Genomic DNA, 14,169 nt, shown 5'->3' with positions numbered 1-14,169 from the left:
TCGTTCTTATCAACCAGGCACTTCCGGCGGAAGTGCCCGCATGGGCAATTCTTCAACATGTCAGTCTTCACCCCTGTGACCCGGCCTGAGCTGGAAACCTTTCTGGCGCCGTACGAGCTGGGCCGCCTGCTCGACTTCCAGGGCATCGCCGCCGGTACCGAGAACAGCAATTTCTTCGTCAGCCTGGAAAAAGGGGAGTTCGTCCTCACACTGATCGAGCGCGGACCGGCCGAAGACATGCCGTTCTTCATCGATCTGCTCGACGTGCTGCACGATGCCGACATGCCGGTGCCCTACGCCGTGCGCGACCGCGACGGCAACGGCCTGCGCGAGCTGTGCGGCAAGCCGGCGCTGCTGCAGCCACGGCTGTCGGGCAAGCACGTCAAGCTGCCGAACAACCAGCACTGCGCCCAGGTCGGCGAATTGCTGGCGCACATCCACCTGGCCACCCGCGAGCGCATCATCGAACGCCGCACCGACCGGGGCCTGGACTGGATGCTGGCATCCGGCGCCGAACTGCTTCCGGGCCTGAGCGGCGAGCAGGCCGCGCTGCTGAAGCCGGCCCTGGAGGAAATCACCGCGCACAAGGCGCAGATCCTGGCCCTGCCCAAGGCCAACCTGCACGCCGACCTGTTCCGCGACAACGTGATGTTCGAAGGCACCCACCTGACCGGACTGATCGACTTCTACAACGCCTGCTCCGGGCCGATGCTGTATGACATCGCCATCACCGTGAACGACTGGTGCCTGAACGAGCAGGGCGGGATCGACCTGCCGCGCGCCCAGGCCTTGCTGGGCGCCTATGCGGCACTGCGGCCGTTCACCGCCGCCGAAGCCCAGTTGTGGCCGGTGATGCTGCGGGTGGCGTGCGTGCGCTTCTGGCTGTCGCGACTGATCGCGGCCCAGGCGTTCGCCGGGATGGATGTGATGATCCATGACCCGAGCGAATTCGAGGTGCGCCTGGCGCAGCGTCAGCAGGTGGCATTGCACCTGCCGTTCGCGCTCTAAAGGGCGATAACACAACCTGTAGGAGCGGCCTTGCCGAGGTGTCGGACCGGTCGGAAAGGGGTGCGAAGCGCCCCCGATCTGCGCATCAAGCTGATATTGCCGGGGCCGCTATGCGGCCCTTTCGCGACACAAGGCCGCTCCTACAGCTGTTCCAGGCAGCCGGTCAGATCGTTGCCCAGCTTCTCCAGCAGGCGCTCATAGCCCCTGGCATCCACCGCATCGCTCCCCCCCAGCGCATCCAGCTCGGCCAGGCGCACCGGCAACCCCGCCGTCAGTGTCTCGGCCAAGCGCGGCCGTAGTGGCGGCTCGCTGAACACACAGGTCTTGCCCACGGCCTGCAGGCGCTTGCGCATGGCGGCGACATGCTGCGCGCCCGGCTGCACTTCGGAGGCGACGCTGAACACGCCGGCGTGCTTCAGGCCATAAGCGGCCTCGAAGTAGTCGAAGGCCTCGTGGAACACGAAGTACGGCTTGCCGGCGATCCCCGCCACCTGCTGCTTGATCCGCGCATCCAGGGCATCCATGCGTTCGACGAACAGCTTGAGGTTGGCCTGGTAGCGCGTCGCATTGGCCGGATCGGCCGCCGCCAGGTCGCTGGCCATCTTGGTGGCGATCACCCGGGCATTCACCGACGACAGCCACAGGTGCGCATCGAGGCTGCCCGGACGATGGTCATGGTCGTGATCGTCGTGATCTTCCTCGTCGTGGGAATGGCTGTCCTCGCCGAAGTGGCGCAGTTGCATGCCCGAAAGCGACTGGACGGCCACGGTCGACTTGCCGCGACTGGCCAGCACCCGGGGCAGGAAGCCCTCCATGTCCGGCCCGATCCAGTACAGCAGGTCGGCATCGCCGACCTTCCGTACGTCGGATGGGCGCAGCGCGTAGTTGTGCGGGGAGGCGCCCGGCGGCAACAGCACGTCGGGGCTGCCGACGCCATCCTGAACGGCGGCGGCGATCTGTTGCAGGGGCTTGATGCTGGTCAGCACACGCACGTCGGCGTGGGCCGAGACGGCGATGAAAGCGACAAAGAGGGCAAGGAATCGGGACACGGTGGATACTCGGGTCGTCAGAAACAGGTAACATAATAACGTCTCCATCCTGAACCGTCGCTGCCCATGTCCATCACGCCGCTGGCCCACCGCCCCCACGATCATTCCCGTTGCGTCCACAGCGCGCTGGCCGAGGCCGACGCGCTGTGCAACCGTCAGGGCCTGCGCCTGACCGCCCTGCGCCGCCGCGTGCTGGAGCTGGTCTGGCAGAGCCACAAGCCGCTGGGCGCCTACGACATCCTCGCCGTGCTCAGCGAGCAGGACGGCCGCCGCGCCGCGCCGCCGACCGTCTATCGCGCCCTGGACTTCCTGCTGGACAACGGCCTGGTCCACCGCATCGCCTCGCTCAACGCCTTCATCGGCTGCAGCCACCCCGAACACGCGCACCAGGGCCAGTTCCTGATCTGCCGCGAGTGTCATGTGGCCATCGAACTGGAGCAGCAGAGCATCAGCGACGCCATCGTCAGCAGCGCCAAGGCCGTCGGCTTCGCCGTCGAGACGCAGACCGTGGAAGTGGTCGGCCTGTGCGGCAACTGCCGGGGCATCGCATGAGCGACGCCCTGATCCGCCTCGAGCAGGTCGGCGTCAGTTTCGGCGGCGAGGCGGTGCTCGACAGCATCGACCTGTCGGTCGCGCCCGGGCAGATCGTCACCCTGATCGGCCCCAACGGCGCCGGCAAGACCACCTTGGTGCGCGCCGTGCTCGGCCTGCTCAAGCCTCACCGCGGCAAGGTGTGGCGCAAGCCGAAGCTGCGCATCGGCTACATGCCGCAGAAGATCCAGGTGGACGCCACGCTGCCGCTTTCGGTGCTGCGCTTCCTGCGCCTGGTGCCAGGCGTGGACCGTGCGACAGCCATGGCGGCGTTGCAGGAGGTGGGTGCCGAGCAGGTGATCGACAGCCCGATCCAGACCATCTCCGGCGGCGAGATGCAGCGCGTGCTGCTGGCCCGCGCGCTGCTGCGCGAACCCGAGCTGCTGGTGCTGGACGAGCCGGTGCAGGGCGTCGACGTGGTCGGCCAGACCGAGCTGTACAACCTGATCACTCGCCTGCGCGACCGCCATGGCTGCGGCGTGCTGATGGTCTCCCACGACCTGCACCTGGTGATGAGCGCCACCGACCAGGTGGTCTGCCTCAACCGCCATGTGTGCTGTTCGGGCCACCCGGAGCAGGTCAGCAACGACCCGGCCTTCGTCGAGCTGTTCGGCCAGAACGCCCCGAGCCTGGCCATCTACCACCACCACCACGATCACAGCCACGACCTGCACGGCTCGGTGATCGCCCCCGGCGCCCATGTTCACGGAGAGCACTGCAAGCATGGCTGATTTTCTTCTCTACGCCCTGCTTGCCGGTCTGTCGCTGGCGCTTGTCGCCGGCCCCCTGGGTTCCTTCGTGGTGTGGCGGCGCATGGCCTATTTCGGCGATACCCTGTCCCATGCCGCGCTGCTCGGCGTCGCGCTGGGCTTCGCCCTGGACGTCAGCCCGGCGCTGGCGGTGACCGTCGGCTGTCTGCTGCTGGCGATCCTGCTGGTGACCCTGCAACAGCGCCAGCCCCTGGCCTCGGACACCCTGCTCGGCATCCTCGCCCCCAGCACCCTGTCGCTGGGCCTGGTGGTGCTGAGCTTCATGCACGACGTGCGCATCGACCTGATGGCCTACCTGTTCGGCGACCTGCTGGCGATCAGCACCACCGACCTGGCCTGGATCCTCGGCGGCAGCGCCTTGGTGCTGGTGCTGCTGGCGGTGTTCTGGCGGCCGTTGCTGGCGGTTACCGTGCACGAGGAGCTGGCGATGGTCGAGGGCCTGCCGGTGGCGGGCCTGCGCCTGGCGCTGATGCTGCTGATCGCGGTGGTGATCGCGGTGGCGATGAAGATCGTCGGCGTGTTGCTGATCACCTCGTTGCTGATCATTCCGGCGGCCGCGGCACAGCGTCACGCCCGCTCGCCGGAGCAGATGGCCCTGGGCGCCAGCCTGCTGGGCGTTGCCGCCGTGTGTGGCGGGCTGGCGCTGTCCTGGTTCAAGGACACCCCGGCAGGCCCGTCGATCGTGGTCTGTGCGGCGGTGCTATTCTTGCTGAGCCTGGCGTTGCCGAAGCGCTGACATTTCAGGGTGCGCGCAGGCGCATCCTGCAACCTTTGCGTCGCTTTCGGGTCATACAGGACCAGTTTTCGAGCGAGCGCCCCTGGGTGTAGACTTGCTCGCTTTTTGCGCAAATAGAGAGTCGCAGGAATGAAGCCGTTCGCCTCACGTTATCTGCTTGTTGCCGCGTTTTCCCTGTTCCTGGCCGCCTGCTCCGGCAAGCCGGTCGAGCAGCCCGTCGCGCCCGTCCAGCCGGACGCCTGGCAGCAGCTGGAGCAAAGCATCGCCAGCAACGAGCTGGCCACCGCCGAGGATCAGCTGGCCGCCCTGCAGGCCCAGGCGCCGGACGATGCGCGCGTGGAGCCCCACCAGCGCCAGCTCGCCGAAGCCTATCTACGCCGCAGCCAGATCGTCCTGCAGAAGGGCGATGTGAACGCCGCCGCCACCGCCCTGGCCCGCGCCCGTGCGCTGATGCCCCAGGCTCCGGCCTTGACCGGTGGCGACGCCATGGCCCAGGCACGCAAGGCCGAGCTGGAGAAGGCCGAGGCCGCGCTCAAGGCCGCCGAGGCCAAGCCCAAGGCCCGGGTGATCGACCCGACCGCGCCGAATACCGTCGTGGCCCTGAAAACCACCGACAGCCGGGCCTTGCGTCGCCAGCTGGATGACATTGCCGCCGACGTGGTGAACTACCGGTGCGAAGTGGTGTTCCAGGTGCCGCGCACCCAGGATGCGCCGTGGCTCAAGACCTTGCTGGAGAAGCGCGTGCGCAAGCTCGACAGCGGGTTCGAGCTGAAGCACAAGCATGAGATCCAGCGCGCGCTGCCGGCGCAGGTGGTGTTGATCCCCCATCGGCAGTGAACGATCGCGGGGCAAGTCGCAGCGACTTGCCCCGCGATGCATCGCTAGGCTGGTACCGCTTCGGCAGCCGCCTCCCGCGCCCACACCCGATGCCCCTCGAGCGCCTTGAAGAACGCGTCGAGCGTCTTCTGCTCATCCCCCAGCAATAGCCCTGCGTCCTCTTTTAGCCCCAGCTTGTTCAACAGCAGCTTGCCCTCGTGGGTTACCCCGATGGGTTTGAGGTGCTTGTAGGCTTCCAGCAGGAAATGCCTGGCGACGCCACTGTGCTCCAGCGCCTCCAGCGAAGCCTTGCCCGCTGGCACCCACACCCCATCGAACATCACCGACGGCATGCCCTCCATCGACGCATCCACCGCCAGCGCCTTGCCGCCAGCGGTCTTCACCGGCGCCGAGGTCGGCCCCAGCAGCATGGGCCGCGCGCTTTGCGCCTGCAGCGCCTTGATCACCTTGTCGACACTGGCGCCGTCCACCCCGTCGGCCACCAGGATGGCGACCTTGCGCCCACTGATGCCGATCTCCCCTGGATGGTTCATCTGGCTCAAGGCCTTCGATTGCGCTGGCTTGCTGCCTTTCACCTTGACCGTGCCGGCCTTGGGCGCCGGCAAGCCGAGGTTGGCCGCCACCGCCGCCGCCAGCTTCAGGTCGATGTTGGCGAGGATCTCGTTCACCTCTCGCGCCCGGATCGCCTCGCGCTCCACCTTGCCCAGCTCGAAGCTGTAGGCCTTGACGATATGCTGCTGCTCGGTGGGGCTCATGCTCTGGAAAAACAGCCGTGCCTGGGAGAAGTGGTCGCCGAACGACTCGCTGCGCTGGCGGATCTTGTGCGCATCGATGCGCTCCTGATAGCTCTCGAAGCCACCATCCTGCGCGGCCGGTGGCGTTTCCCGCGGCCAGCCGCCATCGATCGAGTTGGGCTCGTACGCCGCGCGGCCCTTGTCGAGGGTCATCCGGTGCATGGCGTCGCGCTGGCTGCTGTGGTTGGGCGCGATCGGCCGGTTGATGGGGATCTCATGGAAATTCGGCCCGCCCAGACGGCTGATCTGGGTATCGGTGTAGGAGAACAGCCGCCCCTGCAGCAGCGGGTCGTTGCTGAAGTCGATGCCCGGCACGATATGCCCCGGGCAGAAGGCGATCTGCTCCACCTCGGCGAAGAAGTTGTCCGGGTTGCGGTCGAGCACCATCTTGCCCAGCGGCGTCACCGGCACCAGCTCCTCGGGAATGATCTTGGTCGGGTCGAGCAGGTCGAAGTCGAACTTGTGCTCGTCGGCCTCGGGGACGACCTGCACGCCCAGCTCCCACTCCGGGTAGTGCCCGGTCTCGATGGCCTCCCACAAGTCGCGACGGTGGAAGTCGGTGTCCTTGCCCGCCAGCTTCTGGGCTTCGTCCCACAGCACCGAGTGCACGCCCTGGCGCGGCTTCCAGTGAAACTTGACGAAGCTGGCCACGCCCTCGGCGTTGATCAGGCGGAACGTATGCACGCCAAAGCCTTCCATCATCCGCAGGCTGCGCGGGATGGCGCGGTCGGACATGGCCCACATGACCATGTGCGCCGACTCCGGCACCAGCGAGACGAAATCCCAGAAGGTGTCGTGGGCCGAGCCGCCGGTGGGCATCTCGTTGTGCGGCTCGGGTTTCACCGCATGGACGAAGTCGGGAAACTTGATCGCGTCCTGGATGAAGAAAACCGGCATGTTGTTGCCGACCAGGTCGAAGTTGCCCTCGTCGGTGTAGAACTTCACCGCGAAGCCGCGCACATCGCGCACCGTGTCGCCCGAACCGCGCGGGCCCTGCACGGTGGAAAAGCGCACGAACACCGGGGTGACTTTTTCCGGGTCCTGGAGGAAGCCGGCCTTGGTCAGTTCGCCGTGGCAAGCGTAGCTCTGGAAATAGCCATGCGCCCCGCAGCCTCGGGCATGGACGATACGTTCCGGAATGCGCTCATGGTCGAAGTGGGTGATCTTCTCGCGCATGATGAAGTCTTCGAGCAGCGACGGCCCGCGTGCGCCGGCCTTGAGGCTGTTCTGGTTGTCGGCGATCTTCACCCCCTGGTTGGTGCGCAGCGCCTGGCCGCTGGCGTCGCTGCGAAAGGCTTCAAGGCTCTGCAACTTGGCGTTGGTGTTGGCCTTGTCGGGGGTGTCGGTGCCGGCGACCGGGCTCGGCTGCGGCGCCTGGGGCTTCTTGCTGGGCATCTTCGGCTCTCCTCATCAGTCTTCACTGCCCATTCGGGCTTGTTCAAGTAGTGACTGGGAGGCCGCGGCGAGCGTTCAATCGGGATTGCCGACCGTCGCGTTATGCCCATCGGATTGGACCATTACGAAATAAATGCTAAGAACAGCCAGGGGAAAAGGCTAAAATGCGCGACCCCGGCTAACAGCCAGACCCAAATTCCATGCGCCCCACAAGGTTCGCTCAGTGATCGAGTTTCAAAACGTCCACAAGACCTACCGCGTCGCCGGTAGGGATATCCCGGCCCTGAACCCGACCAGCCTGACCATCGAAGATGGCCAGGTGTTCGGCCTGATCGGCCACTCCGGTGCCGGCAAGAGCACCATGCTGCGCCTGATCAACCGCCTCGAGGCGCCAAGCGGCGGCAAGATCATCGTCGACGGTGAAGACGTCACCGCCTTCGATGCCAACCAGCTGCGCCGCTTCCGCCAGCAGGTCGGGATGATCTTCCAGCACTTCAACCTGCTCGCCTCCAAGACCGTCGCCGACAACGTCGCCCTGCCGCTGGTGCTCGCCGGCGAGCTGTCGCGCGGCGAAATCGACAAGCGCGTGACCGAGCTGCTGGCCCGTGTCGGCCTGCAGGACCACGCCAGGAAGTACCCGGCCCAGCTGTCGGGCGGGCAGAAGCAGCGCGTCGGCATCGCCCGCGCCCTGGCGACCAACCCGAAGATCCTGCTGTGCGACGAAGCCACCAGCGCCCTCGACCCGCAGACCACCGCCTCGGTGCTGCAACTGCTGGCCGAGATCAACCGTGAGCTGAAACTGACCATCGTGCTGATCACCCACGAGATGGATGTGATCCGCCGGGTCTGCGATTGCGTGGCGGTGATGGACGCCGGAGAGATCGTCGAGCAAGGCCCGGTGGCCGACGTGTTCCTGCACCCGCGGCACGCCACCACCAAGCGTTTCGTCCAGGAAGACGAGCAGGTCGACGAGAACGACCAGCGCGACGACTTCGCCCATGTGCCGGGCCGCATCGTGCGCCTGACTTTCCAGGGCGACGCCACCTACGCGCCGCTGCTGGGCACCGTGGCCCGCGAGACCGGCGTGGACTACAGCATCCTCGCCGGGCGCATCGACCGGATCAAGGACGTCCCCTATGGCCAGCTGACCCTCGCCTTGATCGGCGGTGACATGGAAGCGGCGTTCGCCCGCTTCAAGGCAGCTGACGTACATATGGAGGTAATGCGTTGATGGACGCCCTGAATTTCTTCGCCAACGTCGACTGGGCCGAAATCTGGCTGGCCAGCATCGACACCATGATCATGCTGTTCGGCTCGCTGTTCTTCACCGTGCTGCTGGGCCTGCCGCTGGGCGTGCTGCTGTTCCTCTGCGGGCCACGGCAGATGTTCGAGCAGAAGGGCCTGTACGCGTTGCTGTCGCTGGTGGTGAACATCCTGCGCTCGCTGCCGTTCATCATTCTGCTGATCGTGATGATCCCGATCACCGTGCTGATCACCGGCACTTCGCTGGGCGTCGCCGGCGCCATCCCGCCCCTGGTGGTCGGTGCCACGCCGTTCTTCGCGCGCCTGGTCGAGACCGCCTTGCGCGAGGTGGACCGCGGCATCATCGAAGCCACCCAGTCGATGGGCGCCACCACCCGCCAGATCATCACCAATGCCTTGCTGCCGGAAGCCCGCCCGGGCATCTTCGCGGCCATCACCGTCACCGCCATCACCCTGGTCTCGTACACCGCCATGGCCGGTGTGGTGGGCGCGGGCGGCCTGGGCGACCTGGCCATCCGCTTCGGCTACCAGCGCTTCCAGACCGACGTGATGGTGGTCACCGTGGTCCTGCTGCTGGTGCTGGTGCAGGTGCTGCAGAGCGTCGGCGACAAGCTGGTCGTGCATTTTTCCCGTAAGTAACCCCAATGGGGTCGGCCCGGCCGACCCGTTCGGGGGCCGTCGCGGCCCTCACAAGGAGTGATCAATGAAGAAGCTGCTTGCTGTTGTCGCCGCCGTCGCGGCCTTCTCGGCCAACGCCGCCGAGACCCTGACCGTCGCCGCCACCCCGGTGCCGCACGCCGAGATCCTCAACTTCGTCAAGCCGCAACTGGCGAAGGAAGGCGTGGAGCTGAAGGTCAAGGAGTTCACCGATTACATCCAGCCCAACGTGCAGGTGGCCGAAAAGCGCCTGGACGCCAACTTCTTCCAGCACCAGCCGTACCTGGATGAATTCAACAAGGCCAAGGGTACCCAGCTGGTCAGCGTTGCCGGCGTGCACCTGGAGCCACTGGGAGCCTACTCGAGCAAGTACAAGAAGCTCGACGAGCTGCCTGCCGGCGCCACCGTGGTCATCCCCAATGACGCCACCAACGGCGGTCGTGCCCTGCTGCTGCTGGACAAGGCAGGCGTGATCAAGCTCAAGGACAGCAAGAACATCCTGTCGACCGTGAAAGACATCATCGGCAACGACAAGAAACTGAAATTCCGTGAGCTGGAAGCGGCCACCATCCCGCGCGTGCTGACCCAGGTCGACCTGGCGCTGATCAATACCAACTATGCGCTTGAAGCCAAGCTGAATCCGGAGAAGGACGCCCTGGTGATCGAAGGCAGCGATTCGCCTTACGTGAACATCCTGGTGGCCCGTCCGGACAACAAGGACGCCGATGCCATGAAGAAGCTGGCCGCGGCCCTGCACTCGCCCGAGGTGAAGCAGTTCATCACCGAGAAGTACAAGGGCGCTGTGATCCCGGCGTTCTAAGCTGACATGGCCGCTCCTACAGGAGATTGCATTCCTCTGTAGGAGCGGCCTTGTGTCGCGATGGCCTGCGCAGCAGGCCCAAGGGTCGATGCGTTTGAACGATCAATCGCGCTTGACCAGCCCCGGCAACTGCGCCACCAGCTTCTGGTTGTTGAACGGCGCACGGATGAACCCGCGCTGACGCCCGTCCGGTCCGACGATGGCCAGGTTGCCGCTGTGGTCCACGGTGTAGCCCGGCTTGCTGGTATCGGCCGGAATGAACGGAATGCTCAGGGCGTTGGCCAGCTTCTGGGTATCGGTGATCGACCCCGCCACCCCGACGAAATCCTTGTCGAAATAGCCCAGGTACTGCTTGAGCTGGTTCGGCGTATCGCGGTTCGGGTCGACGCTCACCAGCACCACCTGCAGACGATCGACTGCCTCTTTCGGCAGCTCGCTCTTCACCTGCCGCAACTGGGCCAGGGTGGTCGGGCAGATGTCCGGGCAGTAGGTGTAGCCGAAGAACAGCAGCGACCACTTGCCCTTGAGCTGGTCCAGCACCAGCGGCTGGCCGTTCTGGTCGGTCATGGTCACGTCCGGCACGGTACGGCTCTGCGGCAACAGGATGATGCCGGCGTCGATCAGTTCGGTGGGGTTCAACTGACCACGGTCGTTGAGCACCTTGTTGACGGTCAGGCCCATGATCAGCGCGACCAGGGCAACGAGGATGAAGACGGTTTTCTGGGTTCGGGTCATAGGTTCAGCAACAGGTAGTGATCAACGAGCAGCGCGATGAACAGGGCGAACAGGTAGCCGATAGAGTACTTGAACGTCTTGATCGCCGCGTGCGGCCGGGTGCCACGGTACAACACCCAGGCCCAGTGCAGGAAGCGCAGGCCCAGGCCGAGGGCACAGGCCAGGTACAGCGGGCCGCTCATGTGGATGGCATAGGGCAACAGGCTCACCGCCAGCAGGATCAGGGTGTAGAGCAGGATATGCAGGGCCGTGTAGCGCTCGCCATGGGTCACCGGCAGCATGGGAATATCGGCTTTTGCGTACTCATCCTTGCGGTGAATGGCCAGTGCCCAGAAATGCGGCGGCGTCCAGGCGAAGATGATCAGCACCAGCAGCAGCGGCTCGGCGCTCACATGCCCGCTCACCGCCACCCAGCCCAGCAACGGTGGGGCGGCGCCGGCCAGGCCGCCGATCACGATGTTCTGCGGCGTGGCGCGTTTGAGAAAGCCGGTGTAGAGCACCGCATAGCCCAGCAGCGAGGCCAGCGTGAGCCAGGCGGTGAGGGTGTTGGTGAAGACCAGTAGCACGGTCATCCCGGTCACGGCCAGCAGCAGGGCGAACAGCAGGGCCGGCAACGGCGCCACACGGCCCTGGGCCAAAGGCCGCTTGTGGGTACGGGCCATCAGCACATCGATACGCCGATCCACCACGTGGTTGACCACCGCCGCGGCGCCCGCGCACAAGGCAATCCCGAGGTTGCCGAACAGCAGCACGCTCCAGGCCACCCCGGCGCGCGTGGCGAGGAACATGCCCACCAGTGAGGTGATCAACATCAGCACCACCACCTTCGGCTTGGTCAGTTCCATGTAGTCGCGCCACCCGGCGCGCAAGCGTTGCGTACTCAGAAGCGTCGCCACGAATCGTTCCTCATGTGATGGGTGAGACGCACGCCCGTCACCGGCGTCAGGCGCCAGCCCTGGCCAACGCGAACCTTGTCGACCACGCGGATGCGGTAGTTCACCAGCACCATGGTCAGCAGCAGCAGGGCGCCTCCGGCGTTGTGCGCGACCGCCACGCCCAGGGGCAGGTGGAACAGCACATTGCTGATGCCCAGGCTCAGTTGCAACGCCAGCGCCAGCAACACCAGGCGCGCCAGGCCGCCCAGGCCATGGCGGTGTAGCTTCCAGCTGAGCATCAGCAGCACCCCCAGCACCATCAGCGCGCCAAGCCGATGGCTGACGTGGATCGCGGTGCGCGCATCGCTGTCCAGTTGCCCACCCAGGTAGTTGGGGCCGACGTGCTGGGTCAGGTGGAACCCGTTGCTGAAGTCCGCCGCCGGCCACCACTGGCCATGGCAGGTGGGCAGGTCGACGCAGGCGACCGCCGCGTAGTTGGCGCTGACCCAGCCACCCAGGGCGATCTGGCCGATCACCACCAGCAGCGCCAGCGCCGCGACCCGGCGCAGGCTCAGCGGCAGCTTCGGCAATGGCGCAAAGGCCCGGGACAGACGCAGGGATAACAGGAACAGCAGGCTCAGCGTGGTGAACCCGCCGAGCAGATGCGCGGTGACCACCTGCGGCCACAGTTTCAGGGTCACCGTCCACATGCCGAACGCCGCCTGGGCCAGCACCACGCCGAGCAGCAACACCGGCAGGCGGTAGGGCTGGCCGTCACGGGCATGCCGGCGCACGGCCTGGAAGGCGAGCAGGGCGATCACCAGCGCCAGGATGCCGGCGAAATAGCGATGGACCATCTCGGCCCAGCCCTTGGCCTCTTCCACCGGGTGCTCGGGGAAGTGCAACTCGGCATGGGCCAGCTGGGCGTCGGTCTTGGGCACGCCGATGAAGCCATAGCAGCCCGGCCAGTCAGGGCAGCCGAGACCGGCGTGGGTCAGCCGGGTATAGGCGCCGAGCAGCACGACCAGCAGCGCCAGCAGGGTGGCGAATACGGCGAGGCGGAATCCGGGTCTGGCCATGGCAGGCTCCTAACCGATGTTGGACAGCTTGAGCAGATGGCGCAGGTCGTCCAGCACATGCTTGCCATTGACCTTGCCGCCGTAGCGCAGCACCAGGTTGCCGTGGGGGTCGACAATCCACAGCTGCGGGCCTGACTCGCCGACTTTCTGCAGGTAGCGCTGGACGTCCAGCGGGTAGCGCTGCAGCTGTGGGTATTCGCGCTCCAGCTGCGCCTGGTAATCGGCCGCCAGCGGCTGGGCCGCGGCCAGGGCATGGCTGGCGCGGCTGGCGTCGCGACCCAGGCCGATCTGGATCTGCCGTGCCAGGTACACCAGCTGCTGACAGTCCTGGGCACAGGCTTGTGGGGCACTGACCAACAGTTGCCAGCGTTCGTCCCGGGCGTCGATGCCGATATCGGCGCGGCCCTCGCCGTTGCCGATCATCACGCCGTGGTAGCTGCGCCCCTCAGGCACCCAGAACTTGAGCTTGTACATGCTGGTGGCGAGGATCATCGGCCCGAGCACGACGAACAGGATCAGCAACAACTGCAATCGCCCGCGCGTCTTGCGGCCTTCAGGTGCGTGCAGCGGACTCGTGGCGGCGGCCATGGCGGTTCTCCTTGTCGTTGTGATGCCAGCCGAAATACAGGTAGAGCAGCACCAGCGCGGTGGCCAGGGCGAACCACTGCACGGCGTAGCCGAGGTGTTTTTCCGGGCCCATGGCGACCACCGGCCAGTCCAGGCGGTAGGTCGCCGGGCCAGGCTGCAGGCGCAGCTCATGGGCGAATCCCTCCCGGCCCAGCTGTTGCCACAGCGTCGGCGGATCGATGGCGGTCAGCAGACGTGGCCAGCGGCCCTCGCTGGCGTCGGGATGCAACTGGAACGTCTTGCCGGGCGCGACATAGACCGACGCCTCCAGGGTGAGCGGTCGGTCGGGGGTGTCGAAGCGCACCGGCACGCGGCGATCGGGCCAAGGCAGCCAGCCGCGGTTGACCAGCAACCATTGCCCGCTGGCCTGGTCGTGAAATGGCTGCAGCAGCTCGACGCCGGGCCTGCCGTCGCGCATCTGGTTGTCCAGCAGCAGGCTGTGTTCGGCATCGAAGCGGCCAGACAGATGCACAGGGTAGAAGGCCGGATCCGGCAGTCCCTGCAACTGCGCAACGGCCACCGGTGTCTCGATCTGGCGTTCGGTGTAGGTGGCGAGCAGGTCGCGCTTTTCATCGGCGCGCCGCAGCTGCCAGCAGCCGAGCGCAATCAGGCCCGGCAGCAGCGCGAGCACTACCAGGGTGGGTACCAGGCCTGGGCGAAACGGCTTCACCGGGGCCACGCGAGGTCGAGCGCTATACTTGTTGTCATCACCGCATCCCCCGGAGTTACGCCATGCTCAAGGCCGCGATAGTCCTGATGCTGCTGGCCACCATCGCCAGCCTGTTCAGTGGCCTGGTGTTCCTGGTCAAGGACGACGACCAGTCGACCCGCCTGCTCAAGGCCCTCACCGTGCGTGTCGCCCTCGCCGCCCTGACCATCGGGCTGGTGGCCTGGGGCTTCATCAGTGGGCAACTGGTGTCGCACGCTCCCTTC

Annotated in this window: 16 protein-coding genes; 9 read left to right on the top strand and 7 right to left on the bottom strand. The window is 66.2% G+C overall.

Annotated elements, in window-relative coordinates:
* The first annotated feature begins 57 nt into the window (after nt 1-57).
* Entirely contained in the window at nt 58-1,008 is a 951-nt protein-coding gene (locus N7422_RS22455) for a homoserine kinase (protein ID WP_279808594.1), read from the top strand.
* Between the two features lie 140 nt (nt 1,009-1,148).
* Here the strand turns inward: N7422_RS22455 and N7422_RS22450 are convergent, their stop codons facing one another.
* The gene (locus tag N7422_RS22450) at nt 1,149-2,105 is read right to left on the bottom strand and encodes a zinc ABC transporter substrate-binding protein (RefSeq protein WP_279808593.1); all 957 of its coding nucleotides are present in this window, start codon (nt 2,103-2,105) and stop codon (nt 1,149-1,151) included.
* Between the two features lie 18 nt (nt 2,106-2,123).
* On the opposite strand from N7422_RS22450, the gene zur reads away from it, so the two are divergent.
* The 4 genes from zur (at nt 2,124) to N7422_RS22430 (ending at nt 4,991) form a co-directional block, all read left to right on the top strand.
* Complete coding sequence (gene zur, locus N7422_RS22445) at nt 2,124-2,609, top strand: zinc uptake transcriptional repressor Zur (protein ID WP_279808592.1); 486 nt, start codon at nt 2,124-2,126, stop codon at nt 2,607-2,609.
* Nucleotides 2,606-3,379, top strand: a complete 774-nt coding sequence (znuC, locus tag N7422_RS22440; RefSeq protein ID WP_279808591.1) for a zinc ABC transporter ATP-binding protein ZnuC — start codon at nt 2,606-2,608, stop codon at nt 3,377-3,379. The genes zur and znuC overlap by 4 nt, the downstream gene beginning before the upstream one ends.
* On the top strand, nt 3,372-4,154 hold the full coding sequence (gene znuB / locus N7422_RS22435; RefSeq protein WP_279808590.1) for a zinc ABC transporter permease subunit ZnuB: 783 nt from the start codon (nt 3,372-3,374) through the stop codon (nt 4,152-4,154). The genes znuC and znuB overlap by 8 nt, the downstream gene beginning before the upstream one ends.
* Before the next feature lie 129 nt (nt 4,155-4,283).
* On the top strand, nt 4,284-4,991 hold the full coding sequence (locus N7422_RS22430) for a PA5502 family lipoprotein (protein ID WP_279808589.1): 708 nt from the start codon (nt 4,284-4,286) through the stop codon (nt 4,989-4,991).
* Between the two features lie 44 nt (nt 4,992-5,035).
* Here N7422_RS22430 and katE read toward each other — a convergent pair whose 3' ends face one another.
* On the bottom strand, nt 5,036-7,180 hold the full coding sequence (katE, locus tag N7422_RS22425) for a catalase HPII (protein WP_279808588.1): 2,145 nt from the start codon (nt 7,178-7,180) through the stop codon (nt 5,036-5,038).
* A 223-nt stretch (nt 7,181-7,403) separates the two neighbouring features.
* On the opposite strand from katE, the gene N7422_RS22420 reads away from it, so the two are divergent.
* From N7422_RS22420 to N7422_RS22410, 3 genes are all read left to right on the top strand, one after another.
* A complete protein-coding gene (locus tag N7422_RS22420; RefSeq protein WP_279808587.1) occupies nt 7,404-8,411 on the top strand; it encodes a methionine ABC transporter ATP-binding protein in 1,008 nt (335 codons plus the stop codon).
* A complete protein-coding gene (locus N7422_RS22415; RefSeq protein WP_279808586.1) occupies nt 8,411-9,082 on the top strand; it encodes an ABC transporter permease in 672 nt (223 codons plus the stop codon). Before N7422_RS22420 ends, N7422_RS22415 begins: the two co-directional genes overlap by 1 nt.
* A 64-nt stretch (nt 9,083-9,146) precedes the next feature.
* On the top strand, nt 9,147-9,920 hold the full coding sequence (locus N7422_RS22410; RefSeq protein ID WP_279808585.1) for a MetQ/NlpA family ABC transporter substrate-binding protein: 774 nt from the start codon (nt 9,147-9,149) through the stop codon (nt 9,918-9,920).
* A 102-nt stretch (nt 9,921-10,022) separates the two neighbouring features.
* On the opposite strand, the gene N7422_RS22405 is transcribed toward N7422_RS22410, so the two are convergent.
* Genes N7422_RS22405 through N7422_RS22385 form a run of 5 tightly spaced genes read right to left on the bottom strand, consistent with a single transcriptional unit; the run spans nt 10,023 to nt 13,906 of the window.
* The gene (locus N7422_RS22405; RefSeq protein WP_279808584.1) at nt 10,023-10,655 is read right to left on the bottom strand and encodes an SCO family protein; all 633 of its coding nucleotides are present in this window, start codon (nt 10,653-10,655) and stop codon (nt 10,023-10,025) included.
* On the bottom strand, nt 10,652-11,551 hold the full coding sequence (cyoE, locus tag N7422_RS22400; RefSeq protein WP_279808583.1) for a heme o synthase: 900 nt from the start codon (nt 11,549-11,551) through the stop codon (nt 10,652-10,654). Before cyoE ends, N7422_RS22405 begins: the two co-directional genes overlap by 4 nt.
* Nucleotides 11,536-12,609 carry a COX15/CtaA family protein gene (locus tag N7422_RS22395; protein WP_279808582.1) on the bottom strand — a complete coding sequence of 358 codons (1,074 nt, stop codon included), beginning with the start codon at nt 12,607-12,609 and terminating at the stop codon, nt 11,536-11,538. Before N7422_RS22395 ends, cyoE begins: the two co-directional genes overlap by 16 nt.
* Before the next feature lie 9 nt (nt 12,610-12,618).
* Nucleotides 12,619-13,197, bottom strand: a complete 579-nt coding sequence (locus N7422_RS22390; protein ID WP_279808581.1) for a hypothetical protein — start codon at nt 13,195-13,197, stop codon at nt 12,619-12,621.
* Nucleotides 13,163-13,906, bottom strand: a complete 744-nt coding sequence (locus tag N7422_RS22385) for an SURF1 family protein (RefSeq protein WP_279808580.1) — start codon at nt 13,904-13,906, stop codon at nt 13,163-13,165. The genes N7422_RS22390 and N7422_RS22385 overlap by 35 nt, the downstream gene beginning before the upstream one ends.
* A gap of 62 nt (nt 13,907-13,968) precedes the next feature.
* Here N7422_RS22385 and N7422_RS22380 point away from each other — a divergent pair.
* Nucleotides 13,969-14,169, top strand: a 201-nt coding sequence (locus tag N7422_RS22380) for a twin transmembrane helix small protein (protein WP_279808579.1), incomplete at its 3' end; no start/stop codon positions are given.

The sequence above is a fragment of the Pseudomonas sp. GD04091 genome, assembly GCF_029836165.1.
Classification (GTDB): domain Bacteria; phylum Pseudomonadota; class Gammaproteobacteria; order Pseudomonadales; family Pseudomonadaceae; genus Aquipseudomonas.
This window is presented reverse-complemented; position numbering and strand designations above follow the sequence as displayed.